The organism is Methylorubrum populi, assembly GCF_002355515.1.
GTDB lineage: Bacteria > Pseudomonadota > Alphaproteobacteria > Rhizobiales > Beijerinckiaceae > Methylobacterium > Methylobacterium populi_A.
Genome location: NZ_AP014809.1, coordinates 1,002,603 through 1,016,803 on the forward strand (window position 1 = coordinate 1,002,603; position 14,201 = coordinate 1,016,803).

The 14,201-nt window shown below is 68.3% G+C and carries 15 protein-coding genes; 7 read left to right on the forward strand and 8 right to left on the reverse strand.

Annotation, left to right across the window (positions count from 1 at the left end):
* Window positions 1-7: 7 nt before the first annotated feature.
* Window positions 8-814 carry a 23S rRNA (adenine(2030)-N(6))-methyltransferase RlmJ gene (locus MPPM_RS04650; protein WP_096484050.1) on the forward strand — a complete coding sequence of 269 codons (807 nt, stop codon included), beginning with the start codon at window positions 8-10 and terminating at the stop codon, window positions 812-814.
* Window positions 815-830: 16 nt separating this feature from the next.
* Here the strand turns inward: MPPM_RS04650 and MPPM_RS04655 are convergent, their stop codons facing one another.
* The 3 genes from MPPM_RS04655 to MPPM_RS04665 form a co-directional block, all read right to left on the reverse strand.
* Window positions 831-1,100: a DUF6894 family protein gene (locus MPPM_RS04655; protein WP_096484051.1), complete on the reverse strand. Its 270-nt coding sequence runs from the start codon at window positions 1,098-1,100 to the stop codon at window positions 831-833.
* Window positions 1,101-1,160: 60 nt separating this feature from the next.
* A complete protein-coding gene (locus tag MPPM_RS04660) occupies window positions 1,161-1,397 on the reverse strand; it encodes a hypothetical protein (protein ID WP_096484052.1) in 237 nt (78 codons plus the stop codon).
* A gap of 102 nt (window positions 1,398-1,499) precedes the next feature.
* Window positions 1,500-2,933: an FAD-linked oxidase C-terminal domain-containing protein gene (locus MPPM_RS04665; protein ID WP_096487721.1), complete on the reverse strand. Its 1,434-nt coding sequence runs from the start codon at window positions 2,931-2,933 to the stop codon at window positions 1,500-1,502.
* Between the two features lie 376 nt (window positions 2,934-3,309).
* Here MPPM_RS04665 and MPPM_RS04670 point away from each other — a divergent pair, with 376 nt between their 5' ends.
* Window positions 3,310-3,672 carry a c-type cytochrome gene (locus MPPM_RS04670; RefSeq protein WP_096484053.1) on the forward strand — a complete coding sequence of 121 codons (363 nt, stop codon included), beginning with the start codon at window positions 3,310-3,312 and terminating at the stop codon, window positions 3,670-3,672.
* Window positions 3,673-3,767: 95 nt separating this feature from the next.
* Here MPPM_RS04670 and MPPM_RS04675 read toward each other — a convergent pair whose 3' ends face one another.
* The 4 genes from MPPM_RS04675 to MPPM_RS04690 all read right to left on the reverse strand — a co-directional run bounded on the left by MPPM_RS04675 (window position 3,768) and on the right by MPPM_RS04690 (window position 8,243).
* Window positions 3,768-4,253 carry a MarR family winged helix-turn-helix transcriptional regulator gene (locus MPPM_RS04675; RefSeq protein WP_096484054.1) on the reverse strand — a complete coding sequence of 162 codons (486 nt, stop codon included), beginning with the start codon at window positions 4,251-4,253 and terminating at the stop codon, window positions 3,768-3,770.
* 400 nt (window positions 4,254-4,653) lie between these two features.
* Entirely contained in the window at window positions 4,654-5,262 is a 609-nt protein-coding gene (locus MPPM_RS04680; protein ID WP_096487722.1) for a DUF1254 domain-containing protein, read from the reverse strand.
* Entirely contained in the window at window positions 5,259-5,966 is a 708-nt protein-coding gene (locus MPPM_RS04685; protein ID WP_096484055.1) for a DUF1214 domain-containing protein, read from the reverse strand. Before MPPM_RS04685 ends, MPPM_RS04680 begins: the two co-directional genes overlap by 4 nt.
* A 9-nt stretch (window positions 5,967-5,975) precedes the next feature.
* The gene (locus MPPM_RS04690) at window positions 5,976-8,243 is read right to left on the reverse strand and encodes a transglycosylase domain-containing protein (protein ID WP_096484056.1); all 2,268 of its coding nucleotides are present in this window, start codon (window positions 8,241-8,243) and stop codon (window positions 5,976-5,978) included.
* A 339-nt stretch (window positions 8,244-8,582) separates the two neighbouring features.
* Between MPPM_RS04690 and MPPM_RS04695 the strand changes: the two genes are divergently transcribed.
* On the forward strand, window positions 8,583-9,047 hold the full coding sequence (locus tag MPPM_RS04695) for a YcgN family cysteine cluster protein (protein WP_096484057.1): 465 nt from the start codon (window positions 8,583-8,585) through the stop codon (window positions 9,045-9,047).
* Between the two features lie 10 nt (window positions 9,048-9,057).
* On the opposite strand, the gene MPPM_RS04700 is transcribed toward MPPM_RS04695, so the two are convergent.
* Window positions 9,058-9,693: a GNAT family N-acetyltransferase gene (locus MPPM_RS04700; protein ID WP_096484058.1), complete on the reverse strand. Its 636-nt coding sequence runs from the start codon at window positions 9,691-9,693 to the stop codon at window positions 9,058-9,060.
* Window positions 9,694-9,979: 286 nt separating this feature from the next.
* Here MPPM_RS04700 and MPPM_RS04705 point away from each other — a divergent pair, with 286 nt between their 5' ends.
* The 4 genes from MPPM_RS04705 (at window position 9,980) to zapE (ending at window position 14,198) form a co-directional block, all read left to right on the forward strand.
* Window positions 9,980-10,531 carry a TadE/TadG family type IV pilus assembly protein gene (locus MPPM_RS04705; RefSeq protein ID WP_096484059.1) on the forward strand — a complete coding sequence of 184 codons (552 nt, stop codon included), beginning with the start codon at window positions 9,980-9,982 and terminating at the stop codon, window positions 10,529-10,531.
* Window positions 10,531-11,361 (forward strand): TadE/TadG family type IV pilus assembly protein, encoded by an 831-nt coding sequence (locus MPPM_RS04710; RefSeq protein ID WP_096484060.1) that lies wholly within the window; start codon window positions 10,531-10,533, stop codon window positions 11,359-11,361. Before MPPM_RS04705 ends, MPPM_RS04710 begins: the two co-directional genes overlap by 1 nt.
* Window positions 11,346-12,779 carry a pilus assembly protein TadG-related protein gene (locus MPPM_RS04715; RefSeq protein WP_173807874.1) on the forward strand — a complete coding sequence of 478 codons (1,434 nt, stop codon included), beginning with the start codon at window positions 11,346-11,348 and terminating at the stop codon, window positions 12,777-12,779. The genes MPPM_RS04710 and MPPM_RS04715 overlap by 16 nt, the downstream gene beginning before the upstream one ends.
* A gap of 204 nt (window positions 12,780-12,983) precedes the next feature.
* On the forward strand, window positions 12,984-14,198 hold the full coding sequence (zapE, locus tag MPPM_RS04720) for a cell division protein ZapE (RefSeq protein WP_096484061.1): 1,215 nt from the start codon (window positions 12,984-12,986) through the stop codon (window positions 14,196-14,198).
* Window positions 14,199-14,201 lie beyond the last annotated feature (3 nt).

The following is a 14,201-nucleotide window of genomic DNA, read 5'->3' on the forward strand; positions in this document are numbered from 1 at the left end:
CGCGGATGTGCTCAAGCACCTCGTGCTGACCCGCGTGCTCGCGCATCTCCGCGCCAAGGACAAGCCGTTTCGGGCCATCGACACCCATGCGGGCCTCGGCGTCTACGATCTCGAAGCGGACGAGGCCGGGCGCACGGGAGAATGGCATGACGGCTTCGGCCGGCTCGACCTCCCGTTCGCCCCCGAGGTGGAGGCTCTGCTCGCGCCCTACCGTGCCGCGGTCGCGGCGGTGCGGGCGCGCCACGGCGCGACCACCTATCCCGGCTCGCCCGCGATCATCCGCGAGAACCTGCGCGCGGGCGACAAGGGCGTGTTCGTGGAGCTGCACCCGGTCGACGCGCAGACGCTGGCGCAGCGCTACGCCAGCGATTCCCGCACCAAGACCCTGCATCTCGACGGCTGGACCGCGCTCAACGCCCTGATCCCGCCGCCGGAGCGTCGCGGACTCGTGCTGATCGATCCGCCCTACGAGGAGCGCGGTGAGATCGACCGGCTGGGCATGCAGCTTCTGAAGGCCGCCAGGAAATGGCCAACCGGGATCTATCTCGGCTGGTATCCGATCAAGGACGTCTCAGGCGTCGACCGCATGGCGACCGCACTCGATGCGGGACTGGAGCGGCCGGCACTCCGCCTCGACCTGATGATCGAACGGCCCGACGATCCCACCCGCCTCACCGGCACCGGTCTCGTCGTCGTCAATCCGCCCTGGACGCTGGCGGAGGAGGCGGAAATGTTCCTGCCGGCCCTGGCCGAGCGGCTGGCGCGCAGCGGCTACGGGGCGTTCCGCTGCGAGCGGCTGGGGCGGGAGGCGTGAAGAGGCCCCCGCCCTTTCAATGCAGCGTCTCCTGCCCCGGCTCGGGCGGAGCGTCCATCTCGTCGATCGCCTCGGCGAAGGGAAATTCCAGGACGATCTCGCCCGACGCGTCGGTGACGACGAGGATGGCCGCGACCAGACGCGGATCGCTTCCCTCGTCCTCCAGGCTCGCCCGAATCGTCGCCCGCGCCACCCGCCACGCCTGATCGGGATCGCGCAGTTCCACGCCCTCCTCGTCGGTGAGCGTGTCGGCGCCGATACGGGTGTGGAAGAAGTAGCGCGGCACGAGGAAACGCTTCGCTGACTGGGGCTGGACTTGCCTGGACCGGGCCTGCTTCGGCTTGGCCTACTTGGATTGGGACTGGCCCTGCTGCGGGTCTTGTCCGCCGGACTTGTCCTTCTTGTTGGCCTCGTGGTGGCCGATGGCGCAGCCCGCGGCGGCGCCGGCCTTGCCGTGGCCCGCCATGCTGCCGGCCGCGCCGCCAACGACGGCGCCCTTGAGGCAGCCCTTGGCCTCGACGGGCCCAGCGAGGGCCGCGACGCCGAGAGCGAGGGCGGCCGCGGTCAGAATCGGATGCTTCATCGCGTGAACCTCTCGTTGGAGCATCGCCCGAAGATCGTGCTCCGGGCCGATGCAATCGGGTGAGACGCCAACCGATCGCGACCGCATCCGTTCCGTGCCCGGTCAGGACGTGACACGGCCCTCGAGCGGGAACACCTTGGCCGGATTCATCAGCCAAGCCGGATCGAACACGTTGCGCACGCGCATCTGCTGTTCGAGATCTTCCTGCGCGTACTGGAAGCGCATCAGCTCACGCTTCTCGATACCGACGCCGTGCTCGCCCGTGAGGCAGCCGCCGACCTCGACGCAGAGCTTGAGGATCGCGTCGCCCGCGGCCTCCGCCTTCTGCAACTCGCCCGGCGTGTTGATGTCGAACAGGATCAGCGGGTGCAGGTTGCCGTCGCCGGCATGGAACACGTTGGCGACGCGCAGGCCCTTCTCGGCGCAGATCGCCTCGATCCGCTCCAGCACGTGGCCGAGCTGGCCGGTGGGGATCGTGCCGTCCATGCACATGTAGTCGGAGATGCGGCCCGTGGCGCCGAAGGCGGATTTGCGGCCCTTCCAGATCGCGGCGGACTCGGCCTCGGACTTCGAGACGCGGATGCTGGTGGGGTTGAAGCGCGCCGCGATGGCCTCGATCCGGGCCAGCATGTCGGTGCATTCCTCGTCCGATCCCTCGACCTCGATGATCAGCATCGCGGCGGCGTCACGCGGGTAGCCGGCGCCCGAAAAATCGTCGGTGATGAGGATCGCCTCGCGGTCCATGTACTCGATGGCGACGGGAATGATGCCGGCGGCGATGATCGCCGCGGTGCAGGCGCCGGCATCCTCGACCGAGGAGAAGCCGACGAGCGCCGGGCGGGCGCCTTCCGCCGCGCGCAGGATGCGCACGGTGGCCTCGGTGACGATGCCGAGCTGGCCCTCCGAGCCGCAGATCAGGCCGAGCAGGTCGTAGCCGCCGGAATCGAGGTGCTCGCCGCCGATCTCCACCACGGTGCCGTCGTTGGTCACCAGGGTCACGCCCATGAGGTTGTTGGTCGTCACGCCGTATTTCAGGCAGTGCGCCCCGCCGGAATTCATGGCGATGTTGCCGGCGATGGTGCAGGCGAGCTGGCTCGACGGATCGGGGGCGTAGAAGAAGCCCTCGTGCGCGACCGCTCCGGAAATCGCGAGATTGGTGATGCCGGCCTCGACCCGGGCGGTGCGGTTGGTGAAGTCGAGGTCGAGGATGCGGGTCATCTTGCCCACCCCGAGGATGATCGCGTCCTCCTGGGCGATGGCGCCGCCGGCGAGCGACGTGCCGGCACCGCGGGGCACGACCCGCACGCCGTTGGCATGGCAGAAGGCCATCACCGCCGAGACCTCCTGCGTCGTCGAGGGCAGCACGACGGCAAGCGGCATCTTGCGGTAGGCGGTGAGCCCGTCGGTCTCGAAGGCGCGACGCTCGTCCTCCGTCGTCACCAGGGCCTCCGGCGCCACCAGCGCGGACAACCCCTCGATGATCGCCTCACGGCGGGCGACGACATCCGCATCCGGTGCGGGGAAGGCGATCGACATGGCCGGCATCTCCTCCAGAATCTTGTTCGGCGCCCTTGCTCGGACGCCTTCGTTGACCGGGCTCATGGACCTGGCTCACTTCGACGGTAAGCCTCCGACGTCCAGCCATCCACAGGGGGCGCCCGCGACCTTCAGCCCCGCTTCAGCCGCCACGCGCCAGTCTCATCCGGACGAGGCCGGAGGCTCGATCTAGCCGAAACACGTTCGAGACGCACGAGTGGTTCCCCTCGACCCATGCAGCCGCCGAAAGGAACGTGAGCGTCTTCGTGAAGCAGCCTCGGCTGGACGACCGCCCGGCTTAGTCTATATCTGTTCTAAGGCTACAAGCTCTGCCATAAGCAAGCCGGCTTCGGCCGTTCCAAGGAGGAAAAAAACGATGCGTCATCTCATCCTCGGCGCCGCCTTCGCGCTGCTGCTCCCGGTTGCCGCCCATGCCGAGGGCGATGCCGCCGCCGGCGAGAAGGCGTTCGCCCCCTGCAAGGCCTGCCACAACTTCGAGAAGAACGGCGTCGGCCCGACCCTGAAGGGCGTCGTCGGTGCGAAGGCCGGTGAGGGTGCCGACGGCTACGCCTTCTCCGACGCGCTGAAGAAGTCCGGCATCACCTGGGACGAGGCCAACCTCAAGGAGTGGCTCGTCGACCCGAAGAAGAAGGTGCCCGGCACCAAGATGGTCTTCCCCGGCGTCAAGGACCCGAAGAAGGTCGACGACATCATCGCCTACCTCAAGACCAAGTCCTGAGTCCCGGGCGGCTCCGCGAGCTGCCCTTCGACAAACGGAAAGCCGCCCCTCGGGGCGGCTTTCTCGTCTCCGGCCTGCAAGCGGCGGTCGGCCCGTCAGGCGGGCATGGTGGCCGCCGCCGGATCGGTGCTGCCGGCACGGGCATGCAGTTCGTCGCGCATCAAGGCGAGGCTTTCGAGCAAGGCGCGCCTTTCGTCGAGGGTCATCCCGGTCATGCCGCCCACCGTGTGGGGCAGGCAGTCCATCTTGCCCTTGAGGCCGCGCCCCTTCTCGGTGAGGAAGATGCTGACCTGACGCTCGTCCGGCCGGTCGCGGGCGCGGCGAACGTGGCCGGACGCTTCGAGGCGCTTGAGGAGTGGCGTGAGGGTGCCCGAATCGAGGAAGAGACGACTGCCGATCTCCTTCACCGACAGGCCCTCTTCCTCCCACAGCACCAGCAGCACGAGATATTGCGGGTAGGTCAGTTCGTGGTGGGCCAGCAGGCTGCGATAGGCGCGTCCGAAGGCGTGCGCCGCCGCGTAGACGGCGAAGCAGAGTTGGTTGTCTAAAGATTGCGGGTCATCGCGGCCCGTTTGACTCATGACACTCTTCCTCGGTGCGCACCCGGCGCACTGGCGTTTCGAACCCGCGGGGCGTTCGACACCGGCAGATATGGGGCGGCAAGCCGCCACCGCGAATCGTCGACCGCCTCGCGATCCGCCGACCTACAAGACCTCTGCACGGAAGGCAGCAGCCTCTCGGCTCCGCGATCTTCCGCGACAGGCGTCCCGGCCGATAGCCGCCGCGCGATGAAATCCCTGCGACAGACCTAAGGTCCGGACCCTAAAGAAAAAACGCCGTGGGTACAATCGAACCACGCGCATGGCTTTTCCGGTCGCCCGCATGAACCGGTTTCCGCCCGATCGAAGCGAAAGACCGCGTCACGGGCGCCGTGCGCCGCTGAAGGCGTGCCGCGGCGCATCCGCGCGGCGCTCCGTGGCCTTAGCTCTTGCCGCCTCCCGCTTCGTCCCCGGTCGGCTCGGCCGGGCTGTCGATGGTGCAGGAAACCGCCTGGACCGCCGCGTCGGCCGCGGCGCGCTCGCTCGGCAGGGCGGCGATGACCCGCACCACAGCGAAGCCGCGCCGGGCGGGGGCGATGATGCGCACGTCGCGCGTCACCTCGCCGGCCACGTCGTTGGCCAGCGCCTCGTCGTACTGCGCCCGGGTCATCACCACGAGATCGAGCCCGCCGCGCACCGCGGCCTGATCGGTCACCGCGTAGAAGGCGCCCCGGCGGCTGTGCATCGAGACCGAGAGCATCAGCGAGCCGGCCTGGGCCGAGACCCGCATCGGCCCGTCGTCGAGATCGTAGGAACACACGCCGACCGAGACCGCAGGGTCGGGGTTGGGCAGCCAGGCCCCGCCCGCGGCGGGCGGCCCGCCCGCGAGGCCGTGAATTCGCAGGGGATGGTCGAGGATCTCGCTCGCTCGGGCACGGGTGAAGGCGTCGCCCTCCGAGAAGCGCGGAATCGCCAGCACCGTCGCGATGTGGACGATGCCGGCGATGACGAGACCGCAGGCGGTGGCGAGAAGGAAGGCGCTCCGGCTCATGAAGCGCATCCCGTCCGCTCGATCGCGGGCAGGCTGTCGCGGTCGAGCGAGCCGACGCTCGCGGCGACCGGCGTGTCGTAGAGGCGAAGCGCCAGCCGCACCGGGCCGCTGGGCCGCGGCATCGGCAGCCAGTTGCCCGCCTGAACCTCGGGACTGAGCAGAATCGCGAAGCGGCCGTCGGCCTCGCGCAGGATCTCGGTCGAGGTGAAACCCGTGCGCACCGGCTCCTGGCCCGGCGCGGGCGCGCCGCGCCCGGTCACGGTGATCGTCCAGGCGCGAGCCGGCGGCGTGACGCCCGCGAGGCGGTAGGTGCAGGTGGCGTCGAGGATGCGCCCGTCGTCGTCGCTGGCCGCCGTCAGCAACATGCCCTCGCCGACCGCGAGGGGGATGTCGCCGCGGCGCGCGTTCACGGCGCGGGCATAGGGGTCGGTGTCGAGCGAGCCCGCCCGCGGCCACGCCGTCCAGCTTCCGATCGCCGTTCCGCCGAAGGGATAGCCGCCGCTGGTGGCGTAGTCGGCGCTGGCGAGACCCAGAAGGCCGCCGAGGGTCAGCGCGTAGACGAACAGCCCGACCCGTGAACTGCGCGAGGCGGCGCCGCGCGCGAGGCGGCGCAGGCGCGAGCGTTGATCCTCACGCGGACTCCGGAGGACATCCTCGCGCCCGGGGGCTCCGGTCGCCGGGCCGACTCCACTCGACAGGGCCATGCGACGAACTCAGGGCGTCCCGAAGCCGCCGGAGGCGCGCGCGCCCTCGGCGACGTCGACGGGTGCGAGACCGGGCGCCCGCATCCGCTCCGGGGCAACGGCGCCCGAGCGCGCCGGCTCGGTCTTGGCGGCGGATCGGCTGGCCTCGACGTTGCGGAACAGGCCGTTCAGGTTCGACAGCACCTCGAAGGAGCGGCGCGAGAGCCGGCCGCTGGAGCTAGCGGCCGCCGCCGCGCCGTCGGCCTGCGCCTGGGCCGCCTGCGGCGCGCCCTTGCGGTCGTTCAGGCCCGGCAGCGGCTTCAGCTCGATGCCCTGGTGGGCGGGCGCCATGATCTCGTGCCACGTCATCGCGGGAAGCGAACCGCCGGTCATCTTGTTGGTCGGGCTGTGGTCGTCGTTGCCGTACCAGACGGCGCCGACGTAATTGCCGGTGTAGCCCACGAACCACGCATCGCGGTAGCCGTTGGTGGTGCCGGTCTTGCCCGCGACCTTCACGCCCTCGATCTGGGCTTTGCGCGCGGTGCCCTCCTCGACGACCTTGTTGAGCATGTAGTTCATGTCCGCCGTGACCTGGGACGAGAGCACCTGCACCGGCTTCTCGTCGGCGTGGCGGTAGATCACCTCGCCGCTGGAATTGCGCACCTCGGTGGCGACGTAGGGCTTGGCGACCCGTCCGCCATTGGCGAAGACCGCGAAGCCCGCCGCCTGATCCATCACCGTCACCTCGGTGGCGCCGATCGGCAGCGAGGGCGTGTCGGTGAGCGGGGTCGTCACGCCCATGGCCTTGGCGAGCTGGATGATCTTGGCCCGTCCGGCTTTGGCCGCGTTCCACTCGTGGGTGATGCCCATCCCCTTGCCGATGGCGGTGGTGACCTTGATCGGGATGGTGTTGACCGATTTCGCGACCGCGAGCCACATCGGCTGGCGACCGGAATAGGAGCGACCGTAGTTCTGCGGGCACCAGTTGCCGACGCAGACCGGCGAGTCCACCACCGGCGTGTCCGGCTTGAACAATCCCGAGGCGAGCGCCGCCGCGTAGACGTAGGGCTTGAACGAGGAGCCCGGCTGGCGCAGCGCATCGGTGGCGCGGTTGAACTGGCTCTCGCCGTAATCGGCGCCGCCGACCATGGCGCGGAGCGCCCCGTCGGGATCGAGGATCACCACGCCGGCCTCGTCCACGTCGTACTGGTCGCCCAGCCGCCGCAGCATGTTCTCGACCGCCTGGTCGGCGGAGCGCTGGATCGAGAGGTCGAGCGGCGTCTTGACGGTCAGCACGCGGTCGTTGCGCAGCTTGCCCGCATCGGCCATCCGCTTCACCTCGTTGAAGGCCCAGTCGAGGTAGTAGTCGGCGGTGATGTCTTTGGTGCGGGTCACCGGCGTCGCGGGATTACGGAGCGCCGTCTGGATCTGGCCCTCCGTGACGAAGCCGGCTTCGACCATGTTGTGCAGCACGTCCACCGCCCGGCTGCGGGCGGCCGGCAGGTTGACGTTGGGCGAGTACTTCGTCGGCGCCTTGAACAGTCCGGCGAGCATCGCGGCTTCCGCCAGGGTGATGTCCTGCAGCCGCTTGCCGAAATAGTAATCCGCCGCCGCCACCGCGCCGAAGGTGCCGCCGCCCATATAGGCGCGGTCGAGATAGAGCTTGAGGATCTGGTTCTTGGTCAGGTGCGTCTCGAGCCAGAAGGACAGGAACGCCTCGTTGATCTTGCGCTCCAGCGAGCGCTCGTTCGACAGGAACAGGTTCTTGGCGAGCTGCTGGGTCAGCGTCGAGCCCCCCTGCATGTTGCCCTTGCCGGAGGAGTTCGAGACCAGCGCCCGGGCCGTGCCGATCGGGTCGATGCCCCAATGCTCGTAGAAGCGCCGGTCCTCGGTCGAGAGCAGCGCCTTGATCATCAGTTCGGGAAAATCATCGAACTTCAAGGAGTCGTCGTGCTTGATGCCGCGGCGCCCGACCTCGGTGCCGTAGCGGTCGAGGAAGGTGACCGCGAGGTCCTGGGCCTTCAGCCAGTTGTCGCTGGTGAGATTGAAGGCGGGCTGGGCCAGGAACAGCAGCAGCAGGGCGCCGGCCGTGCCGATGGTGACGCCCTCGCTGGTGAGATCGAGGACGTAGCGCTTCCAGCCGCGGACGGAGAAGACCTGCATCCGCGCCTGGAAGCGCTCGTAGGCCTCCGTCGTCGAATGGCCGCCCTCGTAGAGGCTCGCGTTGACCCAGGCGTCGAAGGCCAGGGCCGCGCGGCTGATCCGCGTCGTCAGCGTCTTGAGGCTGGGCAGGCGCAAGGCGGATTCCGGTTTCTCTCGACGTTGGCCGGGTCGGCGGGGAGCGGCGCTCCGGACAACGATATCCCGATACGTTCTGTATCAGGACACGCGCCCGCCCGCGAGCTTTCGCTTCCGTTAAGGAACGCGAAGGACGGGCCGGCGCCCCCTCCTCGCCCCGTCAACCGTGCGTTAACCTTAAGAGGATCCTGACAGCCGAATCCGGCCGTCGGATGGCGGATCCGCGCCGGGCGATCGCTCCTACGGATCGCGCGGCCATGCTTGCTCCCGGCGACGCCTTGCGGCAGGAGGGGCGCCCTGTCCCGAAACGAGACGAACAAGGCGAGCGAGGCGCCAGATATGGCCGAGCGCAGCGATGGGCCGTTCTGGCGCGTGAAGAGCCTCGAGGCGATGAGCCCGGCGGAGTGGGAGAGCCTGTGCGACGGCTGCGGCCGCTGCTGCCTGCTGAAGCTGGAGGACGACGACACCGGCGAGATCCACCACACCGATGTCGGCTGCACGCTGCTCGACACCCATGCCTGCCGCTGCCGCGACTACCGCAACCGCGCCAAGCGCGTGCCGGACTGCGTGCGCCTGACCCCGGAGGCGGTGCGCACGATTCCGTGGCTACCTCCGACCTGCGCCTACCGCCTCGTGCGCGAGGGCCGCGACCTGCCGGCCTGGCACCCGCTGAAGACCGGCCGCCGGGCAAGCGTCCACGAGGCGGGCATCTCGGTGCGCGGGCGCGTCGCCGGCAACGAGGAGGAGTTTGCCGAGGACGAGCTGATCGAGCGCATCGTGGCCTGGCCGGGCGAGGCGGCCTGAGGCTGGCGGCTCAGGCCGCGCGGGGCAGGGAGAGGGAAAGGGGCAGAGCGGCCACGGCGAGCTGAAAGTCGAGGGCCGCCTCGACGCCCTCCTGCCACAGCGAGAACGGCGTCGCCTGGGCGAGCCGGATCGTTCCCTCGCCCTCGCCCTCTTCCAGGCGCATCTGCGCACCGAATCTCGTGATCAGCCGTCGCATCGCGACGTTGTGGGGCAGGCAGCGCAGGCGAAGCTCGGCGATGCCGCGGTTGCGCGCCGCCTCGGCGAGACGCCGCAGCAGCAGGGAGCCGAGGCCCGCCCGCCGAAACCCCTGTTCGACCGTGAGCGCGACCTCCGCGCGCCGCACCCCGGAAGGCCCGGAGCCGAGCGGGCGCAACTCGCCGAGCGCCCGCAGGGTGTCGCCCACGAAGACGCCGACGACCATGCCGGACATCACCGTCACCCGCTTCGCGTAATCCGCCGCCATCCGGTCCCCGACCGCGGCCATGAACCGGTTCGCACGGGTCTCGGCGTCGAGGCGCAGGAAGAAGGCGCGCACCGCCGGTCCGTCGCTGGGCCAGAGACGGCGCAGGCTCGTCCGGTCGCGGCGCGCGGCGGAACGGGAGGGGTCGGCCTGGGGAGTGGGCGGGACGGAATCGGGGCGGGACATCGGGGACGCTACGGAACTCTTACGGCGTGCCGGATCGGCAATCGGCCGTGCTGCCCCCTCACAGCGCGGTCAGCAGGGATCTGGTCCGGCATGGCCCAGACCGCAATGCATCAAAGTGCCTGATCGTCGCGCCCGAGCGCATGGCTGGTCTGCCGGAGCCAGCTTGACCGTCGAGCCGCCCGTCGGCGGGCCTGGCACGGGATCGTGTCACCGCATAAGCAGCAAAGCCCCGGATTTCTAACATCATGTTATCTTTTATTTAAATCCTCGCCGATAGACTGCCTTCATGCGGCGGAAATTGAATTACATTCAAAATGAAGAGGGTGCGGCGGCGGTAGAATTCGCCCTGGTCGGCACAGCCTTCATTTTGACCTTGTTTTTCATGCTGGCGACCGCACTGGTCTTGTATATCAACCAGATGGTCGACAACGCCACGGTGCGGGCCTCCCGCAAGATCCTGACCGGCGGCCTCCAATCACAATCCACGGCGGCGACGCTGGAGAATTTCAAGCAGAGCGTCTGTGCCTATCTGCCCGCCACGTTCTCCTGCAACGACATCGTCGTGAATCTCTACGTGGTGCCGAAATCGTCGCAACCCAGCGGCTACTACTCCTTCGTCTCGCCCGACCTGAACGGCCTCATCGTCTCCAATCTGGCGACCGGGACCGGCGTGCTCAATCTGGGCAGCCGCGGCGACTACCAGTACCTGCAGGTCGTCTATCCGGTCACCTTCCTGCCCGCGCCGATCGCGTCCTGGTTGAGTGGCGGAGCGACCTTCAAGGGCAAGCCGGCCTATCTCGCGATCTCGGCCGCGGCCTTCCGCAACGAGCAGTACTGATGGTGGCCCCTCCCACCCTCGCGCCCGCGGCGCAGACCGATCCGGCGGCGGAGCCCTCCCCGTGCCGCCGTAGCGCGGTGCGGCTTCGGGCCGTTCAGGCTCCTCTCGCGGCACGTATCGCGGGCTTTCGCGCGGCGGAGGGCGCCATGGCCGCCGTCGAGTTCGCGCTGATCCTGCCCACCCTGCTGCTGATCATGTTCGCCAGCATCCAGATCGTCGCGTACATCGATGCGACCCGGAAGGTCGAACTGGTCGCCCACTCGATCAGCCAGATGATCTCGCAGGCCACGCCGCCGCCGAACACGACGGTCGCGGCGGTCAACGCCGCCGACCTGCACTTCAGCTACGATTCGACGCTCGTCCTATTTCCTTATGTGATGAAGGATGCCAAGCGCCGCGGCGTCGCGTGGTGGCAGACCATCTCGATCAACTACGCCGCCATTCAGTTCAGGGCGAGGAACGCGGCCTGTCAGAACAGCACCAGCACCAGCGGTGACCTGAGCAGCTGCTACGATGCCAACGTCGTCTGGACCACCACCGGCACACAACAGCCGGCCAGCGGCGACAATTACCGGCCCTGTGACACCGCGCAAATGCCGGCCAACGACGATGCACCGCCGAGCCGGGCCACCCTACCGCGCTCCTCCTACGGCCCCGGATCACTGGTGGCGATCGACGTCGTGTTCGACTTCGAGCCGACCTTCGGTTCGGGCTTCGTTCCGCCGATACGGATTGCGCGATCGGCCTATGTGCTGCCGCGCTACGCCTCGCTGGTGAACTTCGATACGGCCAACAACGACGGGATTGCGACCAAATGTACCGGCTTTTGACCCGCGCAAGCCGGCTCAAGGGCCGGGCGAACGCTCTGGCCTCCGATCACGGTGGCAGCATCAACGTCATGTTTGCCCTGGCGGTGCTTCCGACCATCGGCCTCGTTGGCCTCGGGGTCGATTACGGGGTAGCGATCACCGGCAAGACGCGGCTCGACAATGCGGCGGACAATGCGGCGCTTGCCGGTGTCGTGACGGCCAAGGAGTACATCGCCGCCAACGCGAAGCAGAGCGATGTGACGACGGCCGGCCTCACCGCGGGTCAGAACCAGGCTCTGAAGGCCTTCAACATCAATGCCGGAAGCGTGTCATTCGCGACGGTCGATCTATCGTCGCCGCAGGTGACACGGAACGGCAACGTGCTCACCGCGACGATCACCTATACGGCGACGGTTCAAAGCATCTTCGGGAAAATCTTGGGAGTCTCGGCGACGACCTTCAGCAACACCGTGACCGCCTCGGCCGACCTGGCGGGCTACTCCGACTTCTACCTGATGGTCGACGTGTCGGGCTCGATGGGTCTGCCGACCACCGACGCCGACGCGGCGAAGCTCGCCAGCCAGAGCATCGAGAGTCAGGGCAACTGCCAGTTCGCGTGCCATTTTCCAACTGCAAAGGGCTGGAACCTGGCAGCCGGAAAGATCCAGTTGCGGTCCGACGCGGTGAACAACGCCGTCTGCGCCCTCCTCGACCGGGCCTCGACACCGGTCGTTCCAAACCAGTACCGGATCGGCATCTACCCGTTCATCAACCGGCTGGCGACGCTCGCCCCGCTCAGTGACACCACCACCTCGCTGACCTCGCTTAAGACGGCGGCCCAGTGCAGCCAGAAATGGCCGCTGGCCTTCACCAACCTGCTCGATACCGGCAGCACACAGCTCTTCACCAACAACGATCCGAAGACCGGCACCGGGAGCGGCGGCACCCATTTCGAGACGGCGTTGCCGCAGATGAAGTCGACCATCCAGACCTACGGCAACGGGTCCAGCACAACCAACCCGAAGCCGTTCGTCTTCCTCATCACCGACGGCATGCAGAACAGCCAATCTTACTCAGCTTGGAAAGACGGAAAAACGTTCTCCGGCAACCCTTCGAAGTTCAAGAATTACCCCAATGCAGATTGGAATGGGTCTCAACCGGCTCAAATCGATCCGGCGAATTGCAAGACCCTGAAGGACGCAGGTGCAATCATCTCTGTCCTGTACATCCCTTACAGGTATGTCCAGAACTACAGCAAGGACAGCTACATCATTTGGGAGAATGGCCGGGTCAACGGATTCAGCCCGACCCTCGCCGATCCACTCCGGCAATGTGCCTCGCCGGGCCTCTTCTTCACGGCCAACAGCGCGGCCGACATCACGGCCTCGCTCGGCGCGATGTTCGACCAGGCCCTCAAAGTGGCCCGCATCACCCAGTAGCGTCGCCCCCTCGCCGTACGGGGATCGCGGCGCGGCCGCGGCTGCGCCGGCGAGGCGCTTCGGATCGGAGCGCATGTTTGCACGGTTGACCCGTGCCGGCTTGATCGCCGTGTCGCGGCGCGGCAGAGCGGGCGAGCCACATCTCCCGTCTCCGCCGGCCCGCCCGCCGAACGAGGCGCCTCCTCACGCGAACGATCGGCCGGGATGCCCGAAAGTCACGCTCCTTCCGACCATGCCCGTGCGGGCGCGGTCCCGCCCGGCCCGGTGCGCGAGCGCTACGATTCCCTGGTGAGTTCGGGCGCGATCGAGCGCGATCCATCGCAGATCCGCCTCGTCCAGGCCCTCGACCGTCTGGCGCAGAATTTGGAACGCCGCCGACGGGCGAAGAAGGGCAGCGCGCTGGGTTGGCTGTTCGGGCGCAAGGACGACGACGCCGGTCCGCCGAAGGGGCTGTACATCTGGGGTTCGGTCGGCCGCGGCAAGACGATGCTGATGGACCTGTTCCACGAGGCCGCACCGGGGCCGAAGCGCCGGGTTCACTTCCACGGCTTTCTCGCCGACGCGCACGAGCGCATCCACGCCCACCGGCAGGCCCTCAAGCGGGGTGAAGTGACGGGCGACGACCCGATCCCACCGGTGGCCGACGCGCTCGCGTCGGAAGCGACGCTTCTCTGCTTCGACGAATTCACGGTGACCGACATCGCCGACGCGATGATTTTGGGGCGCCTGTTCGGGGCCTTGTTCAAGCGCGGCGTGACGGTGGTGGCGACCTCGAACGTCGAGCCCGACCGGCTCTACGAGGGCGGTCTCAACCGCGCGCTGTTCCTGCCCTTCGTGGCGGAGCTGAAGGAGCGGGTCGAGGTGCTGCGCCTCGATTCCCGCACCGATTTCCGGCTGGAGAAGCTCGGCGGCAGCTCGGTCTACCATGTTCCGGCGGATGCGGCGGCCGATGCCGCGCTGGACGCCGCCTTCAAGGCGCTCACGGGCCGCGCGAGGGGCAAGCCGAGCACGGTTGCGGTGAAGGGCCGTGCGGTGCCGGTGCCGGAGGAAGCCGGCGGCGTCGCCCGCTTCCATTTCGACGATCTGTGCCGGACCCCGCTCGGGGCCTCCGACTACATGGCGCTCGCCGACAGCTTCCACACCCTGATCGTCTCGCGGATTCCGGTGATGGGCGAGGCGGACCGCAACGAGGCCAAGCGCTTCATCACGCTGATCGACACGCTCTACGACGCGCATGTGAAGCTCGTCGCCTCGGCCGAGGCCGAGCCGACCGGCCTCTACACCGCCACGGAAGGTCGTGAGGCCTTCGAGTTCGAGCGCACCGCGTCCCGCCTGATCGAGATGCGCTCGGAGGAATATCTCGGCACGCCGCACGGGCGGGCTCCCTCGCAATCGAGCGCCGGCCTCGCCGAGACCTGATCC